We start from the raw sequence: 19,311 nt of genomic DNA, 5'->3' as shown, positions 1-19,311 counted from the left end.
GGCGTCCCGGGTGGGAGTGCCTTGACAGGGGCCGTGGGTCGCTTTCAGGTGGAGGCATGCTCGCCCTCGCACTTGCCGCCACGCTGGCGGCCGCACCCGCGCCTCGCGTCGCCGCCTCCACGGTCACGGTCCTCCACGCCCCGCAGTTGGATCAGCTCCAGGGGTTGAACGCGTTCCTGACGCGGGCCGGGGCGTACTCGCAGCTGTTGAACCCGGAGGCGTGGCGCGGAGAGCTGCACCCCATCCTGCAGCTCGACCTCGGGAAGCCGGAGGTGATGGAGGCGCAGGGCATCGACGTGACGGGGCCGCTGACGGTGTCCATGCGGCAGGACGGCCGCATCGCGTGCACGCGGGTGAAGGACACGAAGGTGTTCCAGGAAGCGACCGCGAACGTGCTCGCGCGCAACGGCGACGTGAAGGCGGGCACGGTGAAGGGCGTGACGACGCTGCGCGCGCCGAGCGCCTCGGGAGGCTTCGGCGGCTACGTCATCAAGGGCCAGGAGGCCTGCGCCTTCCTGAGCACGGACTCCGACGACGCGCTCCGCAAGGAGGCCGCGAAGCTGGTGGCGCTCAAGGCGGCGGCCGCTGACGCGCGCATGGCCACGGTGCCGGGCGTGCTGTACCTGTCCACGAAGGACGGCGTGTTGGCATTGGACGGCACGGCGACAGGGCTGAAGGTGGAGGGCACGACGACGAAGCTGCCCCTGCCGCCCTTCCAGGCCAAGGGCACGAGCCCCTACGGCGCCATGGCCCCCGCGGGCCTGCTCTTCGCCAGGGCGCAGGTGGCGCCGACAGGCGTGGCGCAGGCGGTCGATTCAGTGGGGGCCGCGGTGCAGTCGGTGTGTCCCGCGTGTCCGGCGGCGGACGTGAAGGCGGTGACGGACGCGCTGGCGAAGCAGATGACGGGGCAGGTGTTGTTCGGCGTGGACTCGGTGGCGGTGCGCGGTTCACTGCGCAAGCCGGAGGTGCGCTTCTTCGCGGCGAAGCAGGCGTTGGCGGCGGAGGTGACGGACGCGGCGGCGGTGAAGGCGGCGCTGGCCCCGCTGGCGAAGTTCCCGGGCGCCAAGACGCTGGAGGACGGCTACGCGATGGAGGCCAAGGGCGGCAGCGTCTACGTGCGGCTCAAGGGCAAGCAGCTGGTGTTCGGCAACGACTCCACGGTGACGCAGACGATGCTCGCGTCGCTGCCGGAGAAGGGCGGGCCGCTGAAGCGCGCGGTGGAGTTCACGTTGGATCCGAAGAAGTTGGCCAGGGGCCTGTCCCAGGTGTCGCTGATGGACGTGATGGGCGACGAGCGCCTGGCCGCGTTCTTCGGCGCGAGCACGGAGCTGGGCCCCCTGCTCGCGAAGAGCGACAGCATCACCGGCTGGCTGGACAGTGCGCCCAACGGCGCGCACCGTTTCCAGATGAACTGGTCACTGCCGGAGAAGCCTTAGTATCCACTTGGACAGAGGCAAGTGAAACCCAATACACTGAAACCACCATCCTCCATACAAACCCACAAATGAAAAAAAGAACTCGCAAATCAAGGCCAACCGCATCAAAACCAATTAAATTGGCTATCCGGAACTTCGCACATCTCAACAACGTCGATCTGACACTTGGTGATTTAACCGTACTTGTAGGACCGCAAGGAGCGGGTAAGAGTCTTGCGCTTCAATGGCTGAAGGCTGCGATGGATGGGCGCCAACTGGTTGATGCGCTCAAGGATGCAGGCCATCCAGTTGATCGATCTGAAGTACTCATCGATCTGATTTTCGGAACTGGAATGGCACAAGCATGGCGCGGGACGACAGCGGTGCGCCTTGGCACCCGACGAGTTTCCCCCAAGAGTCTTAGCCGCGTCGGGGATAACACCGAGCGACTCTTCTTTGTGCCAGCACACCGCGCCATGTTGATCAGTGACGGATGGGCGTCACCTTTCCAGAAGCTTTCATCTGAAACACCCGTTGTCGCACGGGTTTTCAGCCAGAATCTGTTTGATCAATTCAGCGGCAAAGACGCAGGCACCTTGTTCCCAGTCGAAAAGAGGCTGAAACAAGAAATCCGCAGAAAAATTGACTCCGCCGTTTTTCATGGAGGCGAGGTCGGCATACATGAAGATGCACAGCATGCAAGGCGACTGAGGCTGGCTCACGGGAAAATGCATTTGCCCTTCATGACCTGGACTGCCGGGCAACGTGAGTTCACCCCTCTACTTTTGGGACTATATCACCTACTGCCCTCAACAAAGCTTCGCAAACGTGAAGGACTCGACTGGGTGGTTATCGAAGAACCGGAGATGGGCCTACATCCACAAGCCATCACTGCTGTCATGCTGCTCGTTCTCGACCTACTGTGGCGCGGATATCGCGTAGTGCTCTCCACACACTCGCCGCACATCATCACGATGCAATGGATGATGAACCAACTCAAACGTCACAAGGCGCGCTGGCAACTTGTTTGCGAAGCCTTTGATGTAGACCACCCTCAACAAATGCAGAAGGTCGCGGAAGCAGCATTGCAAAAAGACTACCGCACTCATCTGCTGCGATTTAACTCGCAAGGGAAGGTCACTTCAAAGGACATCTCCGAGCTGGATCCGAATTCGGAAGATGAGAGCATCTCGGGCTGGGGGGGCCTGACTGAATACTCATCGCGTTTTGGCGACGCTGTACGAAAGGCAGTGAACGAGGCGAATTCTTGAGTAAATCAAGTTCAAAGAAGAGTTCATTGCGCCGGTCCCTCACTCCAAATTCAACTCTCCACGACTTGGTATGCGATGGAATAAAGGCCGTAGAAAACAAGCACCATCAACACTTCGACCCATCCATCCGCTCTGAATTTGACGACAGCATTGACCTTGACAAGGCGATGCTGAGCGGCCGGGAAGGAGAGAATCGCTGGGATTACTTACTGGGGCATGAACCAAGCGGTGAAGTCATTGCCGTAGAACCTCACTCAGCAAAGGAAGACGAGATATCAACAATTATAAAAAAACGTTCGGCCGCAATGGAACAACTGAGCACCCACATGCAGAATGGAGTGCGCATCAAGACGTGGCTGTGGGTTGCATCCAGCGAAGTTTATTTCGCTGACACGGAAAGGGCGCGGAGAAGGCTTGACCAAAATGGGATCGAGTTCGTAGGTAAGAAAGTCATGGCGAAACACCTGCCGAAGAGCGCTCCAGCAAAAAAACAGGAGCATCGCCGCATCAAGACCTCAAAAAAGTAGACGCGAGGTGACAGACACTATCTACGGGCCGATCTCCTCCGAACCGTGCTCTTGCCCGCGGTCTTCTTCGCCGCGGTCTTCTTGCGCGCCGTCTTGCCCCAGTCGCGCTCCATGTTCTTGTAGGACTTGCTGGACACCTTGGAGCGGCTCTTCGGCCGCGACGTCCCCGCCTTCTTGCGCCGGTTGATGTTCGCCACGAGGCTGTTCTTCTTCTGGGCCATGCGCTCCCTCCGATGCCTGGAGGGCAAGGTCTTCATCCCCCGGCCTTGCCGCAATGTCCCCGTCCCGCCTCGAACCCTACGCCGTCCGCTCCCGAGGCCACCCCGTCCGCGACCGCTGGCGCTCCGCCTCCTCCGCCCGCGCCAGCCCCCGCTGGATGTCATTCCAGTCCAACGTCCCCGCGAGCAGCCCGTCCTCGTCCACCACCGCGGCCATGGGCACGCGCGCCTCCGCCATCCTGCGCAGCGCCGTCCACCCGTCCTCGCGCAGGTCCGCCACCACTCCGTCCTCCATCGCGTCGCGCACCACGTAGCTTCCGCGCTGCGCCTCCGGCACCGCCTGCACCGCCGCCCACGTCACCCGCCCCACCGGCCGCCCCGTGCTCGTCACCGGCAACATGCTCACGTGCTCGTGCCGCAGCGCCCAGTGCGCGTCCTGCATCGACAGGTCCAGGTCCACGCCCACCATCCGCGGCGTCATCAGCGCCTCCACCTGCACCTTCTCCAGCACTGCCTTCATCCGCACCTGCCGCGACTCCCCTTCCGCCCCCATCAGCACGAAGAACGCCACCACCAGCGTGAACGGGTTCAGCGTCACCAGCCCCCACACGCCGAACAACACCGCGAACAGCCGCCCCAGCCCCGCCGCCACCTTCGTCGCCCGCACCAATCCCAGCCGGGGCGTCAGCGCCGCGCGCACGATGCGGCCTCCGTCCATGGGGAACGCCGGCAACAGGTTGAAGCCCCCCAGCACCGCGTTGAGCATCGCCAGCGTGAAGAGCGCGAACTGCACCTGGAACATCCCCAGGCCGTGCACCAACCACGTCAGCGCGCCCAGGAACGCCGCCAGCCCCAGGCTCGTCAGCGGGCCCACCAGCGCCATCACCGCCTCGTCCCGGGGACGCTTGGGCACCTCCGCCAGCTCTGACACACCGCCGACAATCATCAGCGTGATGCCGTGCACCTCGCCGCCATGCCGCAGCGCATAGAACGTGTGCGCCATCTCGTGCAGCAGCACCGACACGAACAGCCCCACCGCCACCGCCAGCCCCCACGCCCACGGGTGCCCACCCAGCGCGCCCGGCGGCACGTCCGCTGTCTCCGCCGCCTGCTGGAGCGCCCCTCCGAACGACAACGCCAGGAGCGGCAACGCCACCAACAGGGAGACATGGACCCGGATGGGGACGCCCCGGAATGAGCCCACCTGCAATGCTCCCGGCCTCGCGCGCATCGCCAGCCTCCCTGTGCCCGCCTCCCCCACTGGAAGACGCCGTGTCGGAAATCCTGAACTTCCGTCCCGTCCCCGTCCCATGCACACCGGGCCCGGCCGTTCGCCCACCCCTCCAGGAGCAAGGGAAGCGCTGCCAGCGACGTCCAATCGTGTTAGAGCGCCCCCCATGGCCACGACCCCCGAGAACGATCCCTTGCGCGCACGGCTCCAGCAGATGGAGCAGCAGGCCGAGCAGGGCGGCGGCGCCGACCGCATCGCCAAGCAGCACGAGGCCGGAAAGCTCACGGCCCGCGAGCGCATCGACCTGCTCCTCGACCCCGGCTCCTTCAGCGAGCTGGACAAGTTCGTCACCCACCGCAGCCACGACTTCGGCATGGGCGACAAGAAGATCCTCGGCGACGGCGTCGTCACCGGCTACGGCACCGTGGAAGGCCGCCAGGTGTTCGTCTTCGCCCAGGACTTCACCGTCTTCGGCGGCTCGCTGTCCGGTGCCTACGCCCAGAAGATCTGCAAGATCATGGACCTGGCCACCCGCGTGGGCGCGCCTGTCATCGGGCTCAACGACTCCGGCGGCGCGCGCATCCAGGAAGGCGTGGAGAGCCTGGCCGGCTACGCGGACATCTTCCTGCGCAACACGCTGGCGTCCGGCGTCGTCCCCCAGATTTCGCTCATCCTGGGGCCGTGCGCGGGCGGCGCGGTGTACTCGCCCGCCATCACGGACTTCATCATGATGGTGAAGGACACGTCGTACATGTTCATCACCGGCCCGGACGTCATCAAGACGGTGACGCACGAAGAGGTCTCCAAGGAGTCCCTGGGCGGCGCGCTCACGCACAACCAGAAGTCCGGCGTGGCCCACTTCGCCGCGGAGAACGAACAGGCCGCCATCGCCATGACGCGCGAGCTGCTCTCGTTCCTGCCCTCCAACAACCAGGAGGACCCGCCGTCCCAGCCGTGTGAGGACGACCCGTTCCGCGCCGAGGAGTCGCTCAAGTCCATTGTTCCGGCGAACCCGAACAAGCCCTACGACATCAAGGAGATCATCCGCGCCATCGTGGACTCCAAGCACTTCTTCGAGGTGCAGGAGCACTTCGCGAAGAACATCGTCGTCGGCTTCGCGCGCATGAACGGCAAAAGCGTGGGCATCGTCGCCAACCAGCCCGCGGTGCTCGCCGGCTGCCTGGACATCGACGCCAGCGTGAAGGCCGCGCGCTTCGTGCGCTTCTGCGACTGCTTCAACATCCCCCTGCTCACCCTGGTGGACGTGCCCGGCTTCCTCCCCGGCACCGACCAGGAGTGGGGCGGCATCATCACCCACGGCGCCAAGCTGCTCTACGCGTACGCGGAAGCCACCGTTCCCAAAATCACGCTCATCACCCGCAAGGCCTATGGCGGCGCGTACGACGTCATGGCGTCCAAGCACATCCGCGCGGACATCAACTACGCCTACCCCACCGCCGAAATCGCCGTGATGGGCCCCGAAGGCGCGGTGAACATCATCTTCCGCAACGAGCTGATCAAGGCTCAGGACGCCAACGCCGAACGCAAGAAGCTCACGGACGACTACCGTGAGAAGTTCGCTAACCCGTTCAAGGCGGCGGAGCTGGGCTACATCGACGAGGTCATCCGCCCGGAGGAGACCCGCGCCAAGGTCATCCGCGCGCTGGAGATGCTCAAGGACAAGCGGCAGGAGAACCCGCCCCGCAAGCACGGCAACATCCCGCTGTAGCAGTAGTCCCCAGAAGTTCTGGAACCCGCCCGCACGTCCCCTGTCGCCTGGGGGGCAGGCGGGCGTCGTCACTTCCGGAAATTCTCAGCTAACGCCGGGGCTTTCACGGGGCCACTCAAGGAGCCCCCCACGTGTCCCAGCAGCGCCGACTCGTTCTCTTCCTCTCCGACGTCGAAGGCAACCTCACCGCTCTGCGTCAGACGCTCAAGGGCGTGTGCGAGGGGCTGGACCTCCCCTGTCCCGAAGTGAAGTGGGTGGAGTCCCGTCCGGAAGCACTGGCTGACAGCGGCTGGCACGTCGCGGAGATCCCCCTCGTCTCCGGCAAGATGTCCGGCAAGGTGTCCTCCCCCGAGGAGCACCTGGACGCGATGACGCAGGCCCTCTCCAAGGACTTCCGCGACCGCTCCATGGGCATGTACGTGGACCGGGAGCACAGCTACGCACGCGTCTGCATGGCCGCCCCCAGCCGCCCACCCCGCGCCATGGAGGGCGAGTACCTGGACGTCCTGCGCCAGGCCGCGCGCTGGCTGGACGTGGAGACGACGGGGCTGGCCCGCCTCTTCAGCGGGAATGCCGCGCGCAACCTGCTGGCGGCCGCGGTGGACTTCGGGCCGGATGGCAAGGCCGTGGAGGCCCCCGCGCACCCCGCCCCGCCGTCGGAGCCGGACGAGGACGACCGCTACGTGGAGGCGAAGCTCGCCCAGGCGAAGCAGCTGATGGATGAGTACCTGAACCTGCGCAAGTAGGGACGGGCAATCCCGGGCGCCCCATGCTAGACGGGCGCCCATGCCCAAGATCCGCAAAGTGCTCGTCGCCAACCGCGGCGAGATCGCCATCCGGGTAATGCGCACCTGCAAGGACCTCGGCATCGCCACCGTGGCGGTGTACTCCGAAGCAGACCGCTCCGCGCTGCACGTGCGCACCGCCGACCAGGCCTACTTCGTCGGCCCCCCGCCCTCGCGCGAGAGCTACCTCGTGCAGGAGCGCATCCTGGAGGTCGCGAAGGAGTCCGGCGCGGACGCCATCCACCCCGGCTACGGCTTCCTCTCCGAGAACGCGTCCTTCGTGCGCGCCTGCGAGAAGGCCGGCATCATCTTCATCGGCCCGCCGGCCGCCGCCATGGACGCCATGGGCGAGAAGACCCGCGCCCGCGCCAACATGATCAAGGCGGGCGTGCCCGTCGTCCCCGGCACCACCGAGCCCATCGCCACCATCGAGGAAGCGCGCGAGTACGCGCAGCAGATCGGCTTCCCCATCATGCTCAAGGCCGCCGGCGGCGGCGGTGGCAAGGGCATGCGCCGCGTGGAGGGCATGGCCGACTTCGACTCCGCGTGGCGCTCCGCCAAGAGCGAGGCGCTCAACGCCTTCGGCAACGACGCGGTCTACATCGAGAAGTACCTGGAGAAGCCTCACCACGTGGAGATCCAGGTCTTCGCCGACCAGTACGGCAACACCATCCACCTGAACGAGCGCGAGTGCTCCGCGCAGCGCCGTCACCAGAAGGTGGTGGAGGAGACGCCCAGCCCCATCCTCACGCCGGAGATGCGCGCGAAGATGGGCGAGGTCGCGGTGAAGGCGGCCAAGGCCGTCAACTACGTGGGCGCCGGGACGGTGGAGTTCCTGGTGGACGTGCACCGCAACTTCTACTTCCTGGAGATGAACACCCGCCTCCAGGTGGAGCACCCGGTGACTGAGTGGGTCACCGGCCTGGACCTGGTGGCCATGCAGATCAAGGCCGCCGAGGGTGAGAAGCTCCCCCTCTTCGAGGCCCCCACGCCGCGCGGTCACGCCATCGAAGTGCGCGTGTACGCGGAGGACCCGGCGCGCAACTTCATGCCCAGCCCCGGCAAGATCCACGCGCTGCGCGTGCCGAGCGGCCCGAACGTGCGAGACGACTCGGGCGTGTTCGCGGGCTTCACGGTGCCCAACTACTACGACCCCATGATCTCCAAGCTGTCCGTGTGGGGCGCCACGCGCGAGGAGGCCATCGCGCGGGCGAAGCGTGCGCTGTCCGAGTACGTGGTGAAGGGCATCACCACCAACATCCGCTACCTGCACGGCATCCTGTCCCACCCGGAGTTCGTGGGCGGGGACTACGACACCAGCTTCCTCACCCGCCATCACACGGCGCTGCTGGGCGAGGAGGACACCAAGCTCAGCGAGGTGGCGCTGCTCGCGAGCACGCTGCACGCGTTCCAGCGCGACCAGAAGCGCGCGAAGACGCTGCCGTCGCGCGCCGGTGGCGGTGACGCCCCTGGCCGCATCAGCCCGTGGCGTCTGGCGCTGAAGAGCCGCCGCCGCTGACCTGCTTCCTCCCGCAAGCCTCCGGAAGGACCTTTCCTCATGCGTTACTTCACGAAGCAGCAGGGCCAGAAGGAAGCGGTGCCGGTGGACCTGGAGTCACTGGGCCAGGACCGCTACCGGCTCACGGTGAACGGCCAGACGTTCCAGGTGGACGCGCTGTCCGTGGACCAGGGCACGCTGTCGCTCCTGGTGGACGGCCAGTCCTACAACGTCGAGTTCGAGGAGAACGGCGACGAGATTGGAACGTTGGTGCGCGGACAGGTGAACCGCACCGACGTCGCGGATGAGCGCAAGCTGCGCATGCGCGCCGCGGCCGGTAGCTTCTCCGTGGAGGGCCGTCAGGTCATCCTCGCGCCCATGCCCGGCAAGGTGGTGAAGGTGCTGGTCGCGGTCGGGGAGGAAGTGAAGGAGGGCCAGGGGCTCGTGGTCGTGGAGGCCATGAAGATGGAGAACGAGCTCAAGAGCCCCAAGGCCGGCAAGGTCACGGAGGTGTTCGCCAAGGAAGGCACCGCCGTGGAGAACAACGCCAAGCTCGTCGTCGTGGAGTAGCCGCCCCATGGAGATGCTCTGCACGCTGCGCAGCACCACCGAGTCGCAGCGCCAGTCCCTGCACCAGGCGCCCGAAGCGCTGGAGCCCTTCCTGGAGGACGAGGAGGACTTCGGCGACGCGAAGGGCGTGGCCTTCCTGGAGCTGGACATTGGCGAGGCGTGGCACGGCCTCCAGTACCTGCTCACCGGCACGGCCTGGGAGGGCACGCCGCCCCTGGACTTCCTGGTCCGCGGCGGCGAGGACGTGGGCGACATCCCGTCGGATGAAGGCACCGCGCGCGTGTTCGACGTGGCCGCCGTGAAGGCGCTGGCGGAGGCGCTGAAGAAGGCCTCCGTGGAGGACCTGCGCAAGCGCTTCGACCCCGCGACGCTCCAGGCGGAGGACATCTACCCCGGCACCTGGGACGAGGAGGAGCCGGCGGAGGACGTGGATCCGCTGGAGGAGCTGCTCTCCTACTTCGTGGAGCTCCAGAAGTTCACCGCCGCCGTGGCGAAGCGCGGCCTGTGCCTGCTCGTGCACATCGGCTGAATCAGGCCGCCCAGCCCTGCCACACGTCGTACCCCAGCTTCAGCACCAGCGCGGCCACCACGCCGAGCACCACGACGCGCACCACCCGGTCGCCGCCCTTCACCGCCACGTGCGCGCCCAGCCACGCGCCGGTGAACTGCGCGGCGGCCATGGGCAGCGCCACCTTCCACAGCACCACGCCCTTCAGCGTGAAGAGCGACACCGACGCCAGGTTGGAGGCGAAGTTCACCACCTTCGCGTCCGCGGACGCGCGCGCCAGGCCGTGGCCCAGCAGTGACGAGAACGCCACGATGAGGAAGGTGCCCGTGCCCGGACCGAAGAAGCCGTCATAGGTGCCCAGGCAGAGCGCGATGAGCGCGCCGATGGCCTGCGCGCGCGGCCGGGGCGAGGGCTCCACGCCATCGCGCTTCGGCGGTGTGCGGCGGAAGGCGAGGAACACCGCCACCGCGATGAGCAGCACCAGCACCAGCGGCTTGAGCACCTCCGGCTTGAGCAGCAGCACCAGCGCCGCGCCGCCGAACGCGCCCATCAGGCCGAAGGGGAACGTCGCTCGGGCCAGCTTCCAATCCACCAGCCCCGCGCGCGCGAAGCGCACCATCGCCGCGCCCGAGCCGAACACGGACTGCCCCTTGTTGGTGCCCAGCGCCACGTGCGCGGGCAGGCCCGCCGCCAGGAGCGCGGGCAGGCTGATGAGCCCGCCGCCCCCCGCGATGGCGTCCACGAAGCCCGCGCTCAGCGCGGCGACACACAACAGCACCAGCTGCACTGCGCTGACGTCCATGTCCACGATGGCGCCCCGCTTATCACCCTTACTTGCGCGGGGTCGAAGCTTGGGGGTCAATGGGGTCCATGCTCGCGACCCTGATGACCGTGCTGGCGCTGACGCTCGCCGCGCCGCCCTCGACGCCTGACGCGACCACCGCCACGTGCCGCTCCATCGATGGGCACGTGTCCTGTGGCTATGCGTGCAAGTCGGATGGACAGCGCGTGCGGTGCGCCCAGACGCTCCAGGGCAAATGTACCGTCATCGACGGACAGGCCACCTGTTTCGACCCGCCGGCCTACGTGGTGAAGGCGTACGGCGCCGCGCTGCCGGACTCGGAGTGCAAGACCATCGACGGGGTGGTGGGCTGCGGGTACGGGTGCGCCACGGACTTCGGCAAGGTGCAGTGCGCGAAGACGCCCGCGGGCGCGTGCCGCAGCCAGGGTGGCAACGTGATGTGCTTCGACCCGCCCGCCGCGGTGTTCGCGGTGTTCGGCCGGCAGGTGGCGCGCGCGCAGTGCGTCAGCAACGGTGTGCAGATGGCGTGCGGCTACAACTGCGTGAACGCCTCCGAAGGGGTGCGCTGCGCGAAGACGCCCCTGGGCGTGTGCAAGGCGATGAACGGCCACCTCACCTGCTTCGACCCGTCGCCCGCGGCGCTCTGCGCGTGGGGCAAGGGCCTGCCGGCGCCCCAGTGCAAGCTGAGCGAGGTGGGCCCGGTGTGCGGCTTCAACTGCACCACGGCGTACGGCAAGGTGGCGTGCGCGGGGACCCCGGCGGGCATCTGCAAGGTCTTCGATAGCGAGGTGTACTGCTTCGACCCGCCCGCCGAGCAGCAGGCCGACGCGGCGTGTCTGGCCAACGTGGGGCTGGCGGCGATGGAGGGCGCCACGCCCTGAAACGCCCGTCCGGCCGCTCGTGTGCGGTCGTCTGCTTGGACGCGAGCCTGGGCGGCGATAAAATTCCATCTTCCCGGCGGTCCAGGGACTGGGAGCAGGACGGCACATGGCGGAGGGCGAGGTCCGGCAGTACTGGGTGCGGAACGATCGGGGCACCACCTGGGGGCCCCTGACGGGCGCGACCATCGAGTTGCTCATCGACAGCGGCTCCATCCAGGGCAAGATCCAGGTCTCCATCGATGGCCTGCAGTTCGCCTTCCCGTGGCGCTTCCCGGAGGTGCGGGACTCGTTCCCCCGGGAGCTGTGGGGTGACGGCGCGCCCGCGTCGCTGCTGCAATCCACGCCCGCCGCCATCGCTCCACCCCCACCCGGCCCTGCCGCACCCGTCGCGGGTCCGGCCGCCGTGCCCATGGCGGGCCCTGGAATGGCCCCCGTCGCGGGTCCTGGCACCCGGCCGCCCATGGCGGGCCCTGGCGCGATGCGGCCCGGGCCTGGAGCCGTGCGTCCGCCCGTCGACGCGGCGGGACGTCCTGTCGCGGCCGCGCGGCCTCCGGGTCCTCCGGTCGCGGCGGCCCGTCCGGCGGGAGCACCTGGCGCGGGAGCGGCTCCGGCGGCGGCTCCGCAGGCACCGCAGAGTCCGGCGGATGACGGGACCAACACGGTGCCGCCGCAGGGGCAGCTCCAGCAGTGCTCGCCCCTGCAGTTGTATGGGCGCATCGCCGCGGGCGAGCAGACGGGCCTGCTGACGTTGGGGCTTTCGGACCGCACGCTGTCGGTCCACTTCCGCAAGGGCAGCCCGGAGTACGTGGACTCGTCGCACGCGGAGGACGCGCTGGGCGTGTCGCTGATGGGCGCGAGGCTCCTGACGGCGGAGCAGCTCCAGCAGGCGGAGGGTTCCAAGGAGCGCTTCGGAGGCGACCTGCTCGCGGCGCTGTTTGGGTTGGGGCTGCTCCAGCCGGCGACGGCGTTCACGCAGCTGGCGCAGCGGGCGCTGGGCATCCTGGGCAAGGCGCTGCGTGCGGAGTCCGGCACGTTCACCTTCGAGGCGCGAGACCTGCCCGCGCAGAAGGCGATGCCGCTGGGCAACCGCTGGGCGCTGATCAGCGACCAGGTGCGGCGCATGCCGACGGCGGACCTCAAGCGGCGGCTGGCCTTCGTGCTGCCCATGCCCATCATGAAGTCCGGGGGCCGGGTGGCCTCCAGCGAGCTGCGCCTGACGCCGCACGAGGTCCGCGCGCTCTCCTTCATCGACGGGGTGCGCTCGCTGGGGCAGTTGCTCCAGGACGTGCCGCAGGACACGGATCACCTGCTGCGCGTGGCGTTCCTGTTGAAGGAACTGAACGGCGTCTCCTTCGCGGCGGCCTCGCGCGCGCAGACAGCGCCGCCGCCGCCGGCCTCCGGCCCCACGGCGGGCAACCCGACCCGTCCGTCCGGCACCGTGCCCACCGTGGGTGCGGGGAATCCGACCCGTCCATCCGGCACCGTGCCCACCGTGGGTACGGGCAGTCCGACCCGTCCATCCGGCACCGTGCCCACCGTGGGACCTGGAGCCACCGGCCCGGGTGCCGCGCCCGGTGCGCCTGCCGCGCCCGGTGCACCTGCCGCCGCGAGCACCGGGGCCAGACCCGGTGCACCCGTCGCGGGCCCGGGTGCCGCGCCCGGTGCGCCTGCCGCAGCGAGCGCTGGAGCCAGGCCCGGCGCGCCCGTCGCCGGTCCGGGTGCCGCGCCCGGTGCACCCGTCGCCGGTCCGGGTGCCGCGCCCGGCGCGCCAGTCGCGGGCCCAGGTGCGCCCGTCGCCGGTCCAGGTGCCGCGCCCCGCCCCGCCGCTGCCGCCCCCGTGGCGGGTCCCGGTGCCGCGCGCCCGGCCGCCGCGCCCACGACGGGCCCTGGTGCGGCGCCCCGTCCTCCTCCGGGAGCCCCCGCCGGAGCCGCCCCTGCCGCGGGCCCGGGTGCGCGTCCCCCGGGTGCCCCTGCTGGAGCCGCTCCCGTGGCGGGTCCCGGTGCCGCCCGGCCCGCTCCGCCCGTCGTCGCCGCTCCGGCGGCCCCGGCCGCTTCGGGTCCCGCCCCCGGCTCGGACGAACTGCCCGCGCTGCGCCAGCTCGCCGCGACCCTGAAGGGCCAGAATCACTTCCAGCGGCTGGGCCTCACCGAACAGACCGAAGGCAGCGCGGTGAAGATCGCCTACTTCCGCCTGGCCAAGCTCTACCACCCGGACACCCTGCCCCAGGGCGCCCCGCAGGAGCTGGAGAAGCTCAAGGCGGAGGTGTTCGCGTACATCGGCGACGCCTACCGAGCCCTCTCCGACGACAAGAGCCGCGCGGCCTACATCGAGGAGCTCAAGAACGGCGGCGGCGACGGCGTGGACATCCAGGCCATCCTCCAGGCGGAAGAGCTCTTCCAGAAGGCCTGCATCCTGGTGAAGGCGCGCAAGTACCCGGAAGCCGTGAAGATGCTCAACGAGGCCATCTCCCTCAACGCCGAGGAGCCCGAGTTCTTCGCCTGGCGGGGCTATGCGCGCTTCCTCGCCGCCCCGGACAAGAAGGCCGCCCAGCCGGAGTCCTTCCGCGAAATCCAGGCCGCCATCAAGCGCAACGAGCGGTGCGCCCCCGCCCACTACTTCCTGGGCGTCATCGCCAAGCTGTGCGGCGACGCGCCCGGGGCCCTCAAGCACTTCAAGCGGACGGTCGAGCTGCAACCGGACCACATCGATGCGATGCGAGAGGTCCGCATGGCGTCGCAAAAGAAGTAGGGTGCGCGCCTTTTCAAGGAGACACCCCCCATGCCCCTCACCGGGAAAGAACGCCGCCACCTGCGGGCCCTCGGCCACCACCTGGAGCCGGTGGTCATCGTCGGCTCGTCCGGCGTCACCGAGGGCGTCATCGCCGCCATCGAGCAGGCGCTGAACGACCACGAGCTCATCAAGGTGAAGATCAACGAAGGCCCGGAAGGCCGCCACGAAGGCGCCGACAGCATCGCCGAGGCCACCGGCTCGGAGCTCGCGCAGCTCCTGGGCCGCACCGCCCTCTTCTTCAAGCGCCGCAAGCAGAAGTCCCACTTCGAGGACATCCTCAAGGGCCCGCATGAGCCCCGTCCGGCCCCCAAGGCGGACGAAGAGAAGAAGCCGCGCCGCCGTTAGCCGCACCGTTTTCCAGAGGTCGCGGGGAATCCAGACTCATCCCCGCACTTTCTGCGGGTTCGAGGGCAGTCGAACCCTCGTACAGGGTTCGAAATGTCCCTACGCTGGGGGTCTTCCCCCCGCGGAGGTGACGTGCAGACTTCCTCGTCCTCCCCGTCAGCCTCCCCCGGCTGGCACGACGTGCTGATGCATCACCTGGAGCCACTCCTGGGTGATTTCACCGCGAAGATGGCCATCCACACCGCCGCGTTGCGGGCCCTCAAGCGTCCACCGGAGCAGGTGGGCGTTCAGGACGTGCCGCAGGTGCTGGAGGGCCTCAAGCCCATGCTCAACGTCTTCATCGGCGCGGTGCGCACGACGAACACCCTCACGGAGATTTCGAAGGCCATGGAGAAGCTGCGATGAACGCCCCCCGTTCTTCTTCGGGTCGCGCCTTCAAGCGGATGGCGCCGTGGCTGGGCGCCGTCGTGGTGCTCCAGCTGGTGCACCTGGCCGCGGTGGCCACGTCGTTCCAGGACGCGCCCCGGCTGGCGCTCGTGGGTGACGTGGCGGGCTGGACGGTGGGCCTGCTCGCGGTGGCGGGAACGGCGGCGGCGGCGCTGTCGTTCGGCTCCGGAGACTACCTGCGCCGCGTGTGGGGCCTGCTGACGGCGGGCGCGGTGCTGTCGCTCGTGAGCACGGCCCTGCGCAGCTACTGGATGCACGCGGTGCCGGACGTGCCCTTCACCGAGTCGCCGCTGCTGCCCGTGCGCATGGGCGTGGTGGTGCTGGCGAACGTGTGCACGACGTTCGCGCTGGTGCTGCTGTCGCGGACCTACAAGCAGTCCGGTCTGCAGCCGCCGCCCAGCTCCCGCGCGTCGCTGCTGTGGGCGGTGGCGGCGGTGGCGGCGCTGGCGGTGGGTGGACCGGCGCTCGTCGCGGCGGTGGGCCACCTGGGCCAGGGCTTCGCGGCCACGTGCACGGCGGTCATCGCGCTGGCCTCCACGCTGGCGGACATGACGACCATCCTGCTCGTCGCGCCCATCCTCCGCGTCGCGTACATGCTTCGCGGTGGGCGGCTCGCGTGGGTGTGGTGGGCCATGGGCGTGTCCGGCGCGGTGTGGCTCTTCTACGACGCGCGCGAATGGCTGGCGCCGCTGTTGCCCGGCAATCCCGCGGAGGCGGTGGAGCTGCTGCGCACGCTGCGCACCTCGGGGCTCGCGATGCTGGGGCTCGCCGGGTGGTTGCAGCGCTCGGCGCTCATGTCGGCCCAGCGCCAGTCCAGCCCGGGCGTCGTCGTCCCCACCGCCTGACACGGCCCGTCGCGTCGAACTGACGCACGAGGCCACCACCGGCCCGCTCCGTCTTCCGGGGCGGGCCGTCGTGTTTCCATGGGCACGGGGCTGGAGGAGACTGGGACTTCCCGTTCTCCTCACTGGAGGCTCCCCGCCCATGCGCTCTTTCCCGACGTCCCTGCTGTTGGCCACCTGCCTCCTGACCGGGTGCCGGACGGCGAGAGAAGCACCGGCGGCACAGGCGAAGGCGGACTGCGGTCCGGTGATTCCGGGCATGGAGGCGGTGCTCAAGCCCGCGGCCTTCGTCGTGTTGGGAGAGGTTCACGGCACGCAGGAGGCTCCGGCCTTCGCGGCGCGGCTGGCGTGTCACGCGGCGGCGGCGGGGCAGCCGGTGCGGCTGGCGTTGGAGTTCCCGGTGGAGGAGCAGGCGCGCCTGGACGCGTTCGTCGCGGGCGAGTCCGAAGGCCCCCCCGACAGTGCCTTCTGGCGCCGTGAAGTGCAGGACGGCCGCAGCAGCGAAGCCATGCGGAGCCTGTTGGAGCGCGCGAGGGAGTTGAGGCACGCGGGGCTGCCGCTGCGGGTGGTGGCGTTCGACGCGGGGGGCAAGGACCGCGATGACACGATGGCGGCGCAGCTCCGTCAGGCGCGGAGCGAAGCACGTGGAGACACCTTCATCGTGCTCGTGGGCAACCTGCACGCGCGTCGCGACGTGGGCGCGCCCTGGAACGAGAAGCTCCAGTTCATGACGCACCGGTTGCTCGAAGCGGAGCCCGGTCTGGTGTCGCTCGACCTGGCGAACACCGGGGGCTCCGCGTGGATCTGCCGGGGCATGACGGCGGACACCTGTGGCCAGCAGTCCCTGCGAAGCCGGGGCGAAGCGCAGGCCCCGGGCATCACGCTCCAGAAGAAGGCGGAGGACCCGGACGGCTACGACGGCACCTACGCCGTGGGAGCACTGAACGCCTCACCGCCCGCGTTCGGAGCCACGAGCACCGCGACGCCCGAGCCTCGCTGAGTCTCCGAACCAGGTGTCGTCCCGCCCACGCCCGGGCCATCGAGGAGTGGCCGACCTCCCACCGGGCGCGCTACATGCGCGGCTCCATTCTTTTTGGGCACGAGGAACCTGGAATGCTCGCACGCACCTGGCGCGGGGTGACGAAGGCGGAGGACGCCGACGCCTACCTCGCCTATCTCCACCAGACGGGCCTCACGCACTACCGGCGCACGCCGGGCAACCTGGCGGCGTACTGCCTGCGCAAGGTGGCGGACGGGCGCGCGGAGTTCCTCCTCGTCACGTTGTGGGAGTCCATGGACGCGGTGAAGCGCTTCGCGGGGGACTCGCCGGAGCGCGCCATCTTCTTCCCGGAGGACGACCGCTACCTCATCGACCGCGACGTGCACGTCACCCACTACGAGGTCCCCTTCGCGGAAGGCCAGGCCTTCGAGCCCCAGCGGATCCGCTTCGACGACTTCCGGGTGGCGGGGCCCGCGGGCGACCTGCGGCTGGTGGACACCGGCGGCGGCGGCAAGGCATTGCCTGTCGTCTTCGTGCACGGGCTCGCGGGCAACGCGTCCCACTGGCAGGCGCAGCTGGAGCACCTGACCCGTCAGGGCCGCCGAGGCATCGCGCTGGAGCTGCGCGGCCACGGGGGCTCGACCGTGCCGGAGCCGGAGGACTACACGCTGGAGTCACTCGCGGGTGACATCGCCGCCGTCGTGCGAGCGCTGGGGCTGCGCCGCTTCGTGCTGGTGGGACACAGCATCAGCGGGGGCGTGACGCTGGCGTACGCGGGGGAGAACCCGCGGCAGGTGGCGGGGCTGTTCCTGGTGGATCCGATGACGGACTCGCGCCAGTACCCCGAGGAGCAGGTGGCCGCATACATCGCCTCGCTGGATGCGCCGGACGTGGCGCAGGCGGTGCGGCAGGACTGGGCGCAGATGGCGGGGCCGCGCGCGGACGTGCGCGAGCGGCTGCTGGCGGACCTGGACGCGACGCCGTTGTCCGCCGTGACGGCCGTGCAGCGCTCCAGCCTGCGCTTCGACCTGACGGCGGCGCTCGCGCGCTACCCGGGACCGAAGTTCTCGCTCGTCGCGCCGGACAACGACGCGCCGCACAGCCTCCACCGGCTGGGGGAAGGCGTGGCGCACCAGGTGGTGGAGGGCGCCGGCCACTGGATCCAACTGGACCATCCGGACGAGGTGAACGCCGCGCTGGACGCGTTCCTCACGAAGTCAGCACCAGCTTGACGAGCTCCGGGGGGCTGCCCAGCCGCATGGGTGGCCCCCAGAAGCCGCAGCCCCGGCTGACGTAGATGTGTGAATCGCCATGCCGGTAGTGACCGGCGGAGTGCTCCCAGCTCAGCCCGATGAGCGCCGTCATGGGGAAGAGCTGGCCGCCATGGGTGTGGCCGGAGATCTGAAGGTCCACGCCGCGCTCCGCGGCCACCTTGAAGTTGGCGGGCTGGTGCGCGAGCAGCACCGCGGCGCGCTCGGGGTCACGGTCCGCGAGCGCCAGGTCCAGGTCATAGCCCTTCTGCCCCAGGCGCCGGCCGCCGTGCCAGTCGTCCACGCCGACCAGGTCGAACGCGCCGCCCTCGTCGCCAATGCGCACGTGCCGGTTGCGCAGCGAAGGAATGCCCATCGAGCCCAGGTGGGCCACCCAGGCCTCCGCGCCGGACGAATAGTCATGGTTGCCGGTGACGAAGAAGCTCCCGTAGCGAGCATGGAGGTTGCCGAGCGCCGCGACGAAGCCGCCCAGCCGGGGCACGGTGCCATCCACCAGGTCACCGGTAATGGCGACCAGGTCCGGCTTGAGCGCATTGGCCCGCCGCACGAGCTCGTCCATGAAGCGCCGCTGGATGAAGGGGCCCACGTGCAGGTCGGTGAGCTGCACGATGCTGAAACCGTCCAGCGAGCGGGGCAGCTTCGGAATGCGAACCACCACCTCCGTGACCTCCGGAGCAGTGAACGCGCGCCAGCTCCCATACCCCGCCAGGCCTCCACCCAAGGCAAGAGCCCCACCCGCGGTCGCCTGCGACAGGAAGCGCCGCCGCTCAGCATCCACGGAAGGCGCGGAGGGAGCAGGACGAAGCCGGCGTCCCAAAGCGAACACGGCGCGTCCCAGGTCGACGCCCGCGAGCCCGAGCACCAGGCACAGCGCCACGCCCATCCACGAATAGGACACCAGCTCCACGACGTCGCCAGGAGCCTCCGGAAGCGTGCGTTGCAGATACCGCCGCGCAATCAGCACGAGCGTCATGAAGCCCAGCACGAACGCGGCAACGAGCCGGGGCCCACGGCGGGACGTGAGGTTCCACACGAGCCGCCGGAACAGATACAGGTGCCCGAGCACGGCACCCAGCGCGATGAGGAGCGAGAACGCAGACAGCGGCATGGGCCCAAGCCTCCCGCGCCTCGTGCCCGAGCGCACCTGAATCCGTGCTCGGCCGTCCGCCCGCCGTCTTGT

19 protein-coding genes are annotated in these 19,311 nt (G+C 69.0%); 15 read left to right on the top strand and 4 right to left on the bottom strand.

The genetic code is table 11. The features are described 5' to 3' along the window. The first annotated feature begins 56 nt into the window (after window positions 1–56). The 3 genes from D7Y04_RS05060 (at window position 57) to D7Y04_RS43965 (ending at window position 3,213) form a co-directional block, all read left to right on the top strand. Window positions 57–1,436 (top strand): hypothetical protein, encoded by a 1,380-nt coding sequence (locus D7Y04_RS05060; RefSeq protein ID WP_121758495.1) that lies wholly within the window; start codon window positions 57–59, stop codon window positions 1,434–1,436. 68 nt (window positions 1,437–1,504) lie between these two features. After that, on the top strand, window positions 1,505–2,686 hold the full coding sequence (locus tag D7Y04_RS05055; protein WP_121758494.1) for an AAA family ATPase: 1,182 nt from the start codon (window positions 1,505–1,507) through the stop codon (window positions 2,684–2,686). 26 nt (window positions 2,687–2,712) lie between these two features. After that, window positions 2,713–3,213 carry a hypothetical protein gene (locus D7Y04_RS43965; protein WP_147477036.1) on the top strand — a complete coding sequence of 167 codons (501 nt, stop codon included), beginning with the start codon at window positions 2,713–2,715 and terminating at the stop codon, window positions 3,211–3,213. Window positions 3,214–3,230: 17 nt separating this feature from the next. Here the strand turns inward: D7Y04_RS43965 and D7Y04_RS05050 are convergent, their stop codons facing one another. Continuing rightward, window positions 3,231–3,434 (bottom strand): hypothetical protein, encoded by a 204-nt coding sequence (locus tag D7Y04_RS05050; protein WP_121758493.1) that lies wholly within the window; start codon window positions 3,432–3,434, stop codon window positions 3,231–3,233. A gap of 76 nt (window positions 3,435–3,510) precedes the next feature. Beyond that, on the bottom strand, window positions 3,511–4,662 hold the full coding sequence (locus D7Y04_RS05045; RefSeq protein WP_121758492.1) for a site-2 protease family protein: 1,152 nt from the start codon (window positions 4,660–4,662) through the stop codon (window positions 3,511–3,513). Between the two features lie 166 nt (window positions 4,663–4,828). Between D7Y04_RS05045 and D7Y04_RS05040 the strand changes: the two genes are divergently transcribed. From D7Y04_RS05040 to D7Y04_RS05020, 5 genes are all read left to right on the top strand, one after another. Then, the gene (locus D7Y04_RS05040) at window positions 4,829–6,391 is read left to right on the top strand and encodes an acyl-CoA carboxylase subunit beta (protein ID WP_121758491.1); all 1,563 of its coding nucleotides are present in this window, start codon (window positions 4,829–4,831) and stop codon (window positions 6,389–6,391) included. Between the two features lie 131 nt (window positions 6,392–6,522). Further along, a complete protein-coding gene (locus D7Y04_RS05035; RefSeq protein ID WP_121758490.1) occupies window positions 6,523–7,137 on the top strand; it encodes a hypothetical protein in 615 nt (204 codons plus the stop codon). A gap of 40 nt (window positions 7,138–7,177) precedes the next feature. Beyond that, window positions 7,178–8,695: an acetyl/propionyl/methylcrotonyl-CoA carboxylase subunit alpha gene (locus tag D7Y04_RS05030; protein ID WP_121758489.1), complete on the top strand. Its 1,518-nt coding sequence runs from the start codon at window positions 7,178–7,180 to the stop codon at window positions 8,693–8,695. A 39-nt stretch (window positions 8,696–8,734) separates the two neighbouring features. Continuing rightward, complete coding sequence (locus tag D7Y04_RS05025; protein ID WP_120580372.1) at window positions 8,735–9,244, top strand: biotin/lipoyl-containing protein; 510 nt, start codon at window positions 8,735–8,737, stop codon at window positions 9,242–9,244. A 7-nt stretch (window positions 9,245–9,251) separates the two neighbouring features. Then, on the top strand, window positions 9,252–9,773 hold the full coding sequence (locus tag D7Y04_RS05020) for a YfbM family protein (protein ID WP_120599640.1): 522 nt from the start codon (window positions 9,252–9,254) through the stop codon (window positions 9,771–9,773). Window position 9,774: 1 nt separating this feature from the next. On the opposite strand, the gene D7Y04_RS05015 is transcribed toward D7Y04_RS05020, so the two are convergent. Then, window positions 9,775–10,554, bottom strand: a complete 780-nt coding sequence (locus D7Y04_RS05015; RefSeq protein WP_171807452.1) for a TSUP family transporter — start codon at window positions 10,552–10,554, stop codon at window positions 9,775–9,777. A gap of 68 nt (window positions 10,555–10,622) precedes the next feature. Here D7Y04_RS05015 and D7Y04_RS05010 point away from each other — a divergent pair, with 68 nt between their 5' ends. The 7 genes from D7Y04_RS05010 (at window position 10,623) to D7Y04_RS04975 (ending at window position 18,092) form a co-directional block, all read left to right on the top strand. Beyond that, window positions 10,623–11,435 carry a hypothetical protein gene (locus D7Y04_RS05010; RefSeq protein ID WP_121759280.1) on the top strand — a complete coding sequence of 271 codons (813 nt, stop codon included), beginning with the start codon at window positions 10,623–10,625 and terminating at the stop codon, window positions 11,433–11,435. Between the two features lie 106 nt (window positions 11,436–11,541). Beyond that, a complete protein-coding gene (locus tag D7Y04_RS05005) occupies window positions 11,542–14,184 on the top strand; it encodes a DnaJ domain-containing protein (protein ID WP_121758488.1) in 2,643 nt (880 codons plus the stop codon). A gap of 30 nt (window positions 14,185–14,214) precedes the next feature. Further along, the gene (yhbY, locus tag D7Y04_RS05000) at window positions 14,215–14,571 is read left to right on the top strand and encodes a ribosome assembly RNA-binding protein YhbY (RefSeq protein ID WP_120580376.1); all 357 of its coding nucleotides are present in this window, start codon (window positions 14,215–14,217) and stop codon (window positions 14,569–14,571) included. 132 nt (window positions 14,572–14,703) lie between these two features. After that, window positions 14,704–14,976 (top strand): hypothetical protein, encoded by a 273-nt coding sequence (locus D7Y04_RS04995; RefSeq protein WP_233597397.1) that lies wholly within the window; start codon window positions 14,704–14,706, stop codon window positions 14,974–14,976. Beyond that, a complete protein-coding gene (locus D7Y04_RS04990) occupies window positions 14,973–15,863 on the top strand; it encodes a hypothetical protein (RefSeq protein WP_121758487.1) in 891 nt (296 codons plus the stop codon). Before D7Y04_RS04995 ends, D7Y04_RS04990 begins: the two co-directional genes overlap by 4 nt. Window positions 15,864–16,002: 139 nt before the next feature. Further along, window positions 16,003–16,860, top strand: a complete 858-nt coding sequence (locus tag D7Y04_RS04985; protein ID WP_121758486.1) for a hypothetical protein — start codon at window positions 16,003–16,005, stop codon at window positions 16,858–16,860. A 113-nt stretch (window positions 16,861–16,973) separates the two neighbouring features. Further along, the gene (locus D7Y04_RS04975) at window positions 16,974–18,092 is read left to right on the top strand and encodes an alpha/beta fold hydrolase (RefSeq protein WP_233601275.1); all 1,119 of its coding nucleotides are present in this window, start codon (window positions 16,974–16,976) and stop codon (window positions 18,090–18,092) included. On the opposite strand, the gene D7Y04_RS04970 is transcribed toward D7Y04_RS04975, so the two are convergent. Then, window positions 18,070–19,239, bottom strand: coding sequence for a metallophosphoesterase (locus D7Y04_RS04970; protein ID WP_121758485.1), 1,170 nt, complete (start codon window positions 19,237–19,239; stop codon window positions 18,070–18,072). The genes D7Y04_RS04975 and D7Y04_RS04970 overlap by 23 nt on opposite strands. Window positions 19,240–19,311: the final 72 nt, after the last annotated feature.

The organism is Corallococcus sp. AB038B (assembly GCF_003668955.1).
Classification (GTDB): domain Bacteria; phylum Myxococcota; class Myxococcia; order Myxococcales; family Myxococcaceae; genus Corallococcus; species Corallococcus exiguus.
This window is presented reverse-complemented; position numbering and strand designations above follow the sequence as displayed.

Bases quoted from the DNA above. Each gene is read 5' to 3' on its own strand.
- D7Y04_RS05015 (WP_171807452.1), bottom strand. From the start codon at position 10,554: ATGGACGTCAGCGCAGTGCAGCTGGTGCTGTTGTGTGTCGCCGCGCTG.
- D7Y04_RS05050 (WP_121758493.1), bottom strand. From the start codon at position 3,434: ATGGCCCAGAAGAAGAACAGCCTCGTGGCGAACATCAACCGGCGCAAG.
- D7Y04_RS05030 (WP_121758489.1), top strand. From the start codon at position 7,178: ATGCCCAAGATCCGCAAAGTGCTCGTCGCCAACCGCGGCGAGATCGCC.
- D7Y04_RS05010 (WP_121759280.1), top strand. From the start codon at position 10,623: ATGCTCGCGACCCTGATGACCGTGCTGGCGCTGACGCTCGCCGCGCCG.
- D7Y04_RS05055 (WP_121758494.1), top strand. From the start codon at position 1,505: ATGAAAAAAAGAACTCGCAAATCAAGGCCAACCGCATCAAAACCAATT.
- D7Y04_RS05040 (WP_121758491.1), top strand. From the start codon at position 4,829: ATGGCCACGACCCCCGAGAACGATCCCTTGCGCGCACGGCTCCAGCAG.
- D7Y04_RS04985 (WP_121758486.1), top strand. From the start codon at position 16,003: ATGCGCTCTTTCCCGACGTCCCTGCTGTTGGCCACCTGCCTCCTGACC.
- D7Y04_RS04990 (WP_121758487.1), top strand. From the start codon at position 14,973: ATGAACGCCCCCCGTTCTTCTTCGGGTCGCGCCTTCAAGCGGATGGCG.
- D7Y04_RS05005 (WP_121758488.1), top strand. From the start codon at position 11,542: ATGGCGGAGGGCGAGGTCCGGCAGTACTGGGTGCGGAACGATCGGGGC.
- D7Y04_RS05025 (WP_120580372.1), top strand. From the start codon at position 8,735: ATGCGTTACTTCACGAAGCAGCAGGGCCAGAAGGAAGCGGTGCCGGTG.
- D7Y04_RS05060 (WP_121758495.1), top strand. From the start codon at position 57: ATGCTCGCCCTCGCACTTGCCGCCACGCTGGCGGCCGCACCCGCGCCT.
- yhbY (WP_120580376.1), top strand. From the start codon at position 14,215: ATGCCCCTCACCGGGAAAGAACGCCGCCACCTGCGGGCCCTCGGCCAC.
- D7Y04_RS05020 (WP_120599640.1), top strand. From the start codon at position 9,252: ATGGAGATGCTCTGCACGCTGCGCAGCACCACCGAGTCGCAGCGCCAG.
- D7Y04_RS05045 (WP_121758492.1), bottom strand. From the start codon at position 4,662: ATGCGCGCGAGGCCGGGAGCATTGCAGGTGGGCTCATTCCGGGGCGTC.
- D7Y04_RS04975 (WP_233601275.1), top strand. From the start codon at position 16,974: ATGCTCGCACGCACCTGGCGCGGGGTGACGAAGGCGGAGGACGCCGAC.
- D7Y04_RS04970 (WP_121758485.1), bottom strand. From the start codon at position 19,239: ATGCCGCTGTCTGCGTTCTCGCTCCTCATCGCGCTGGGTGCCGTGCTC.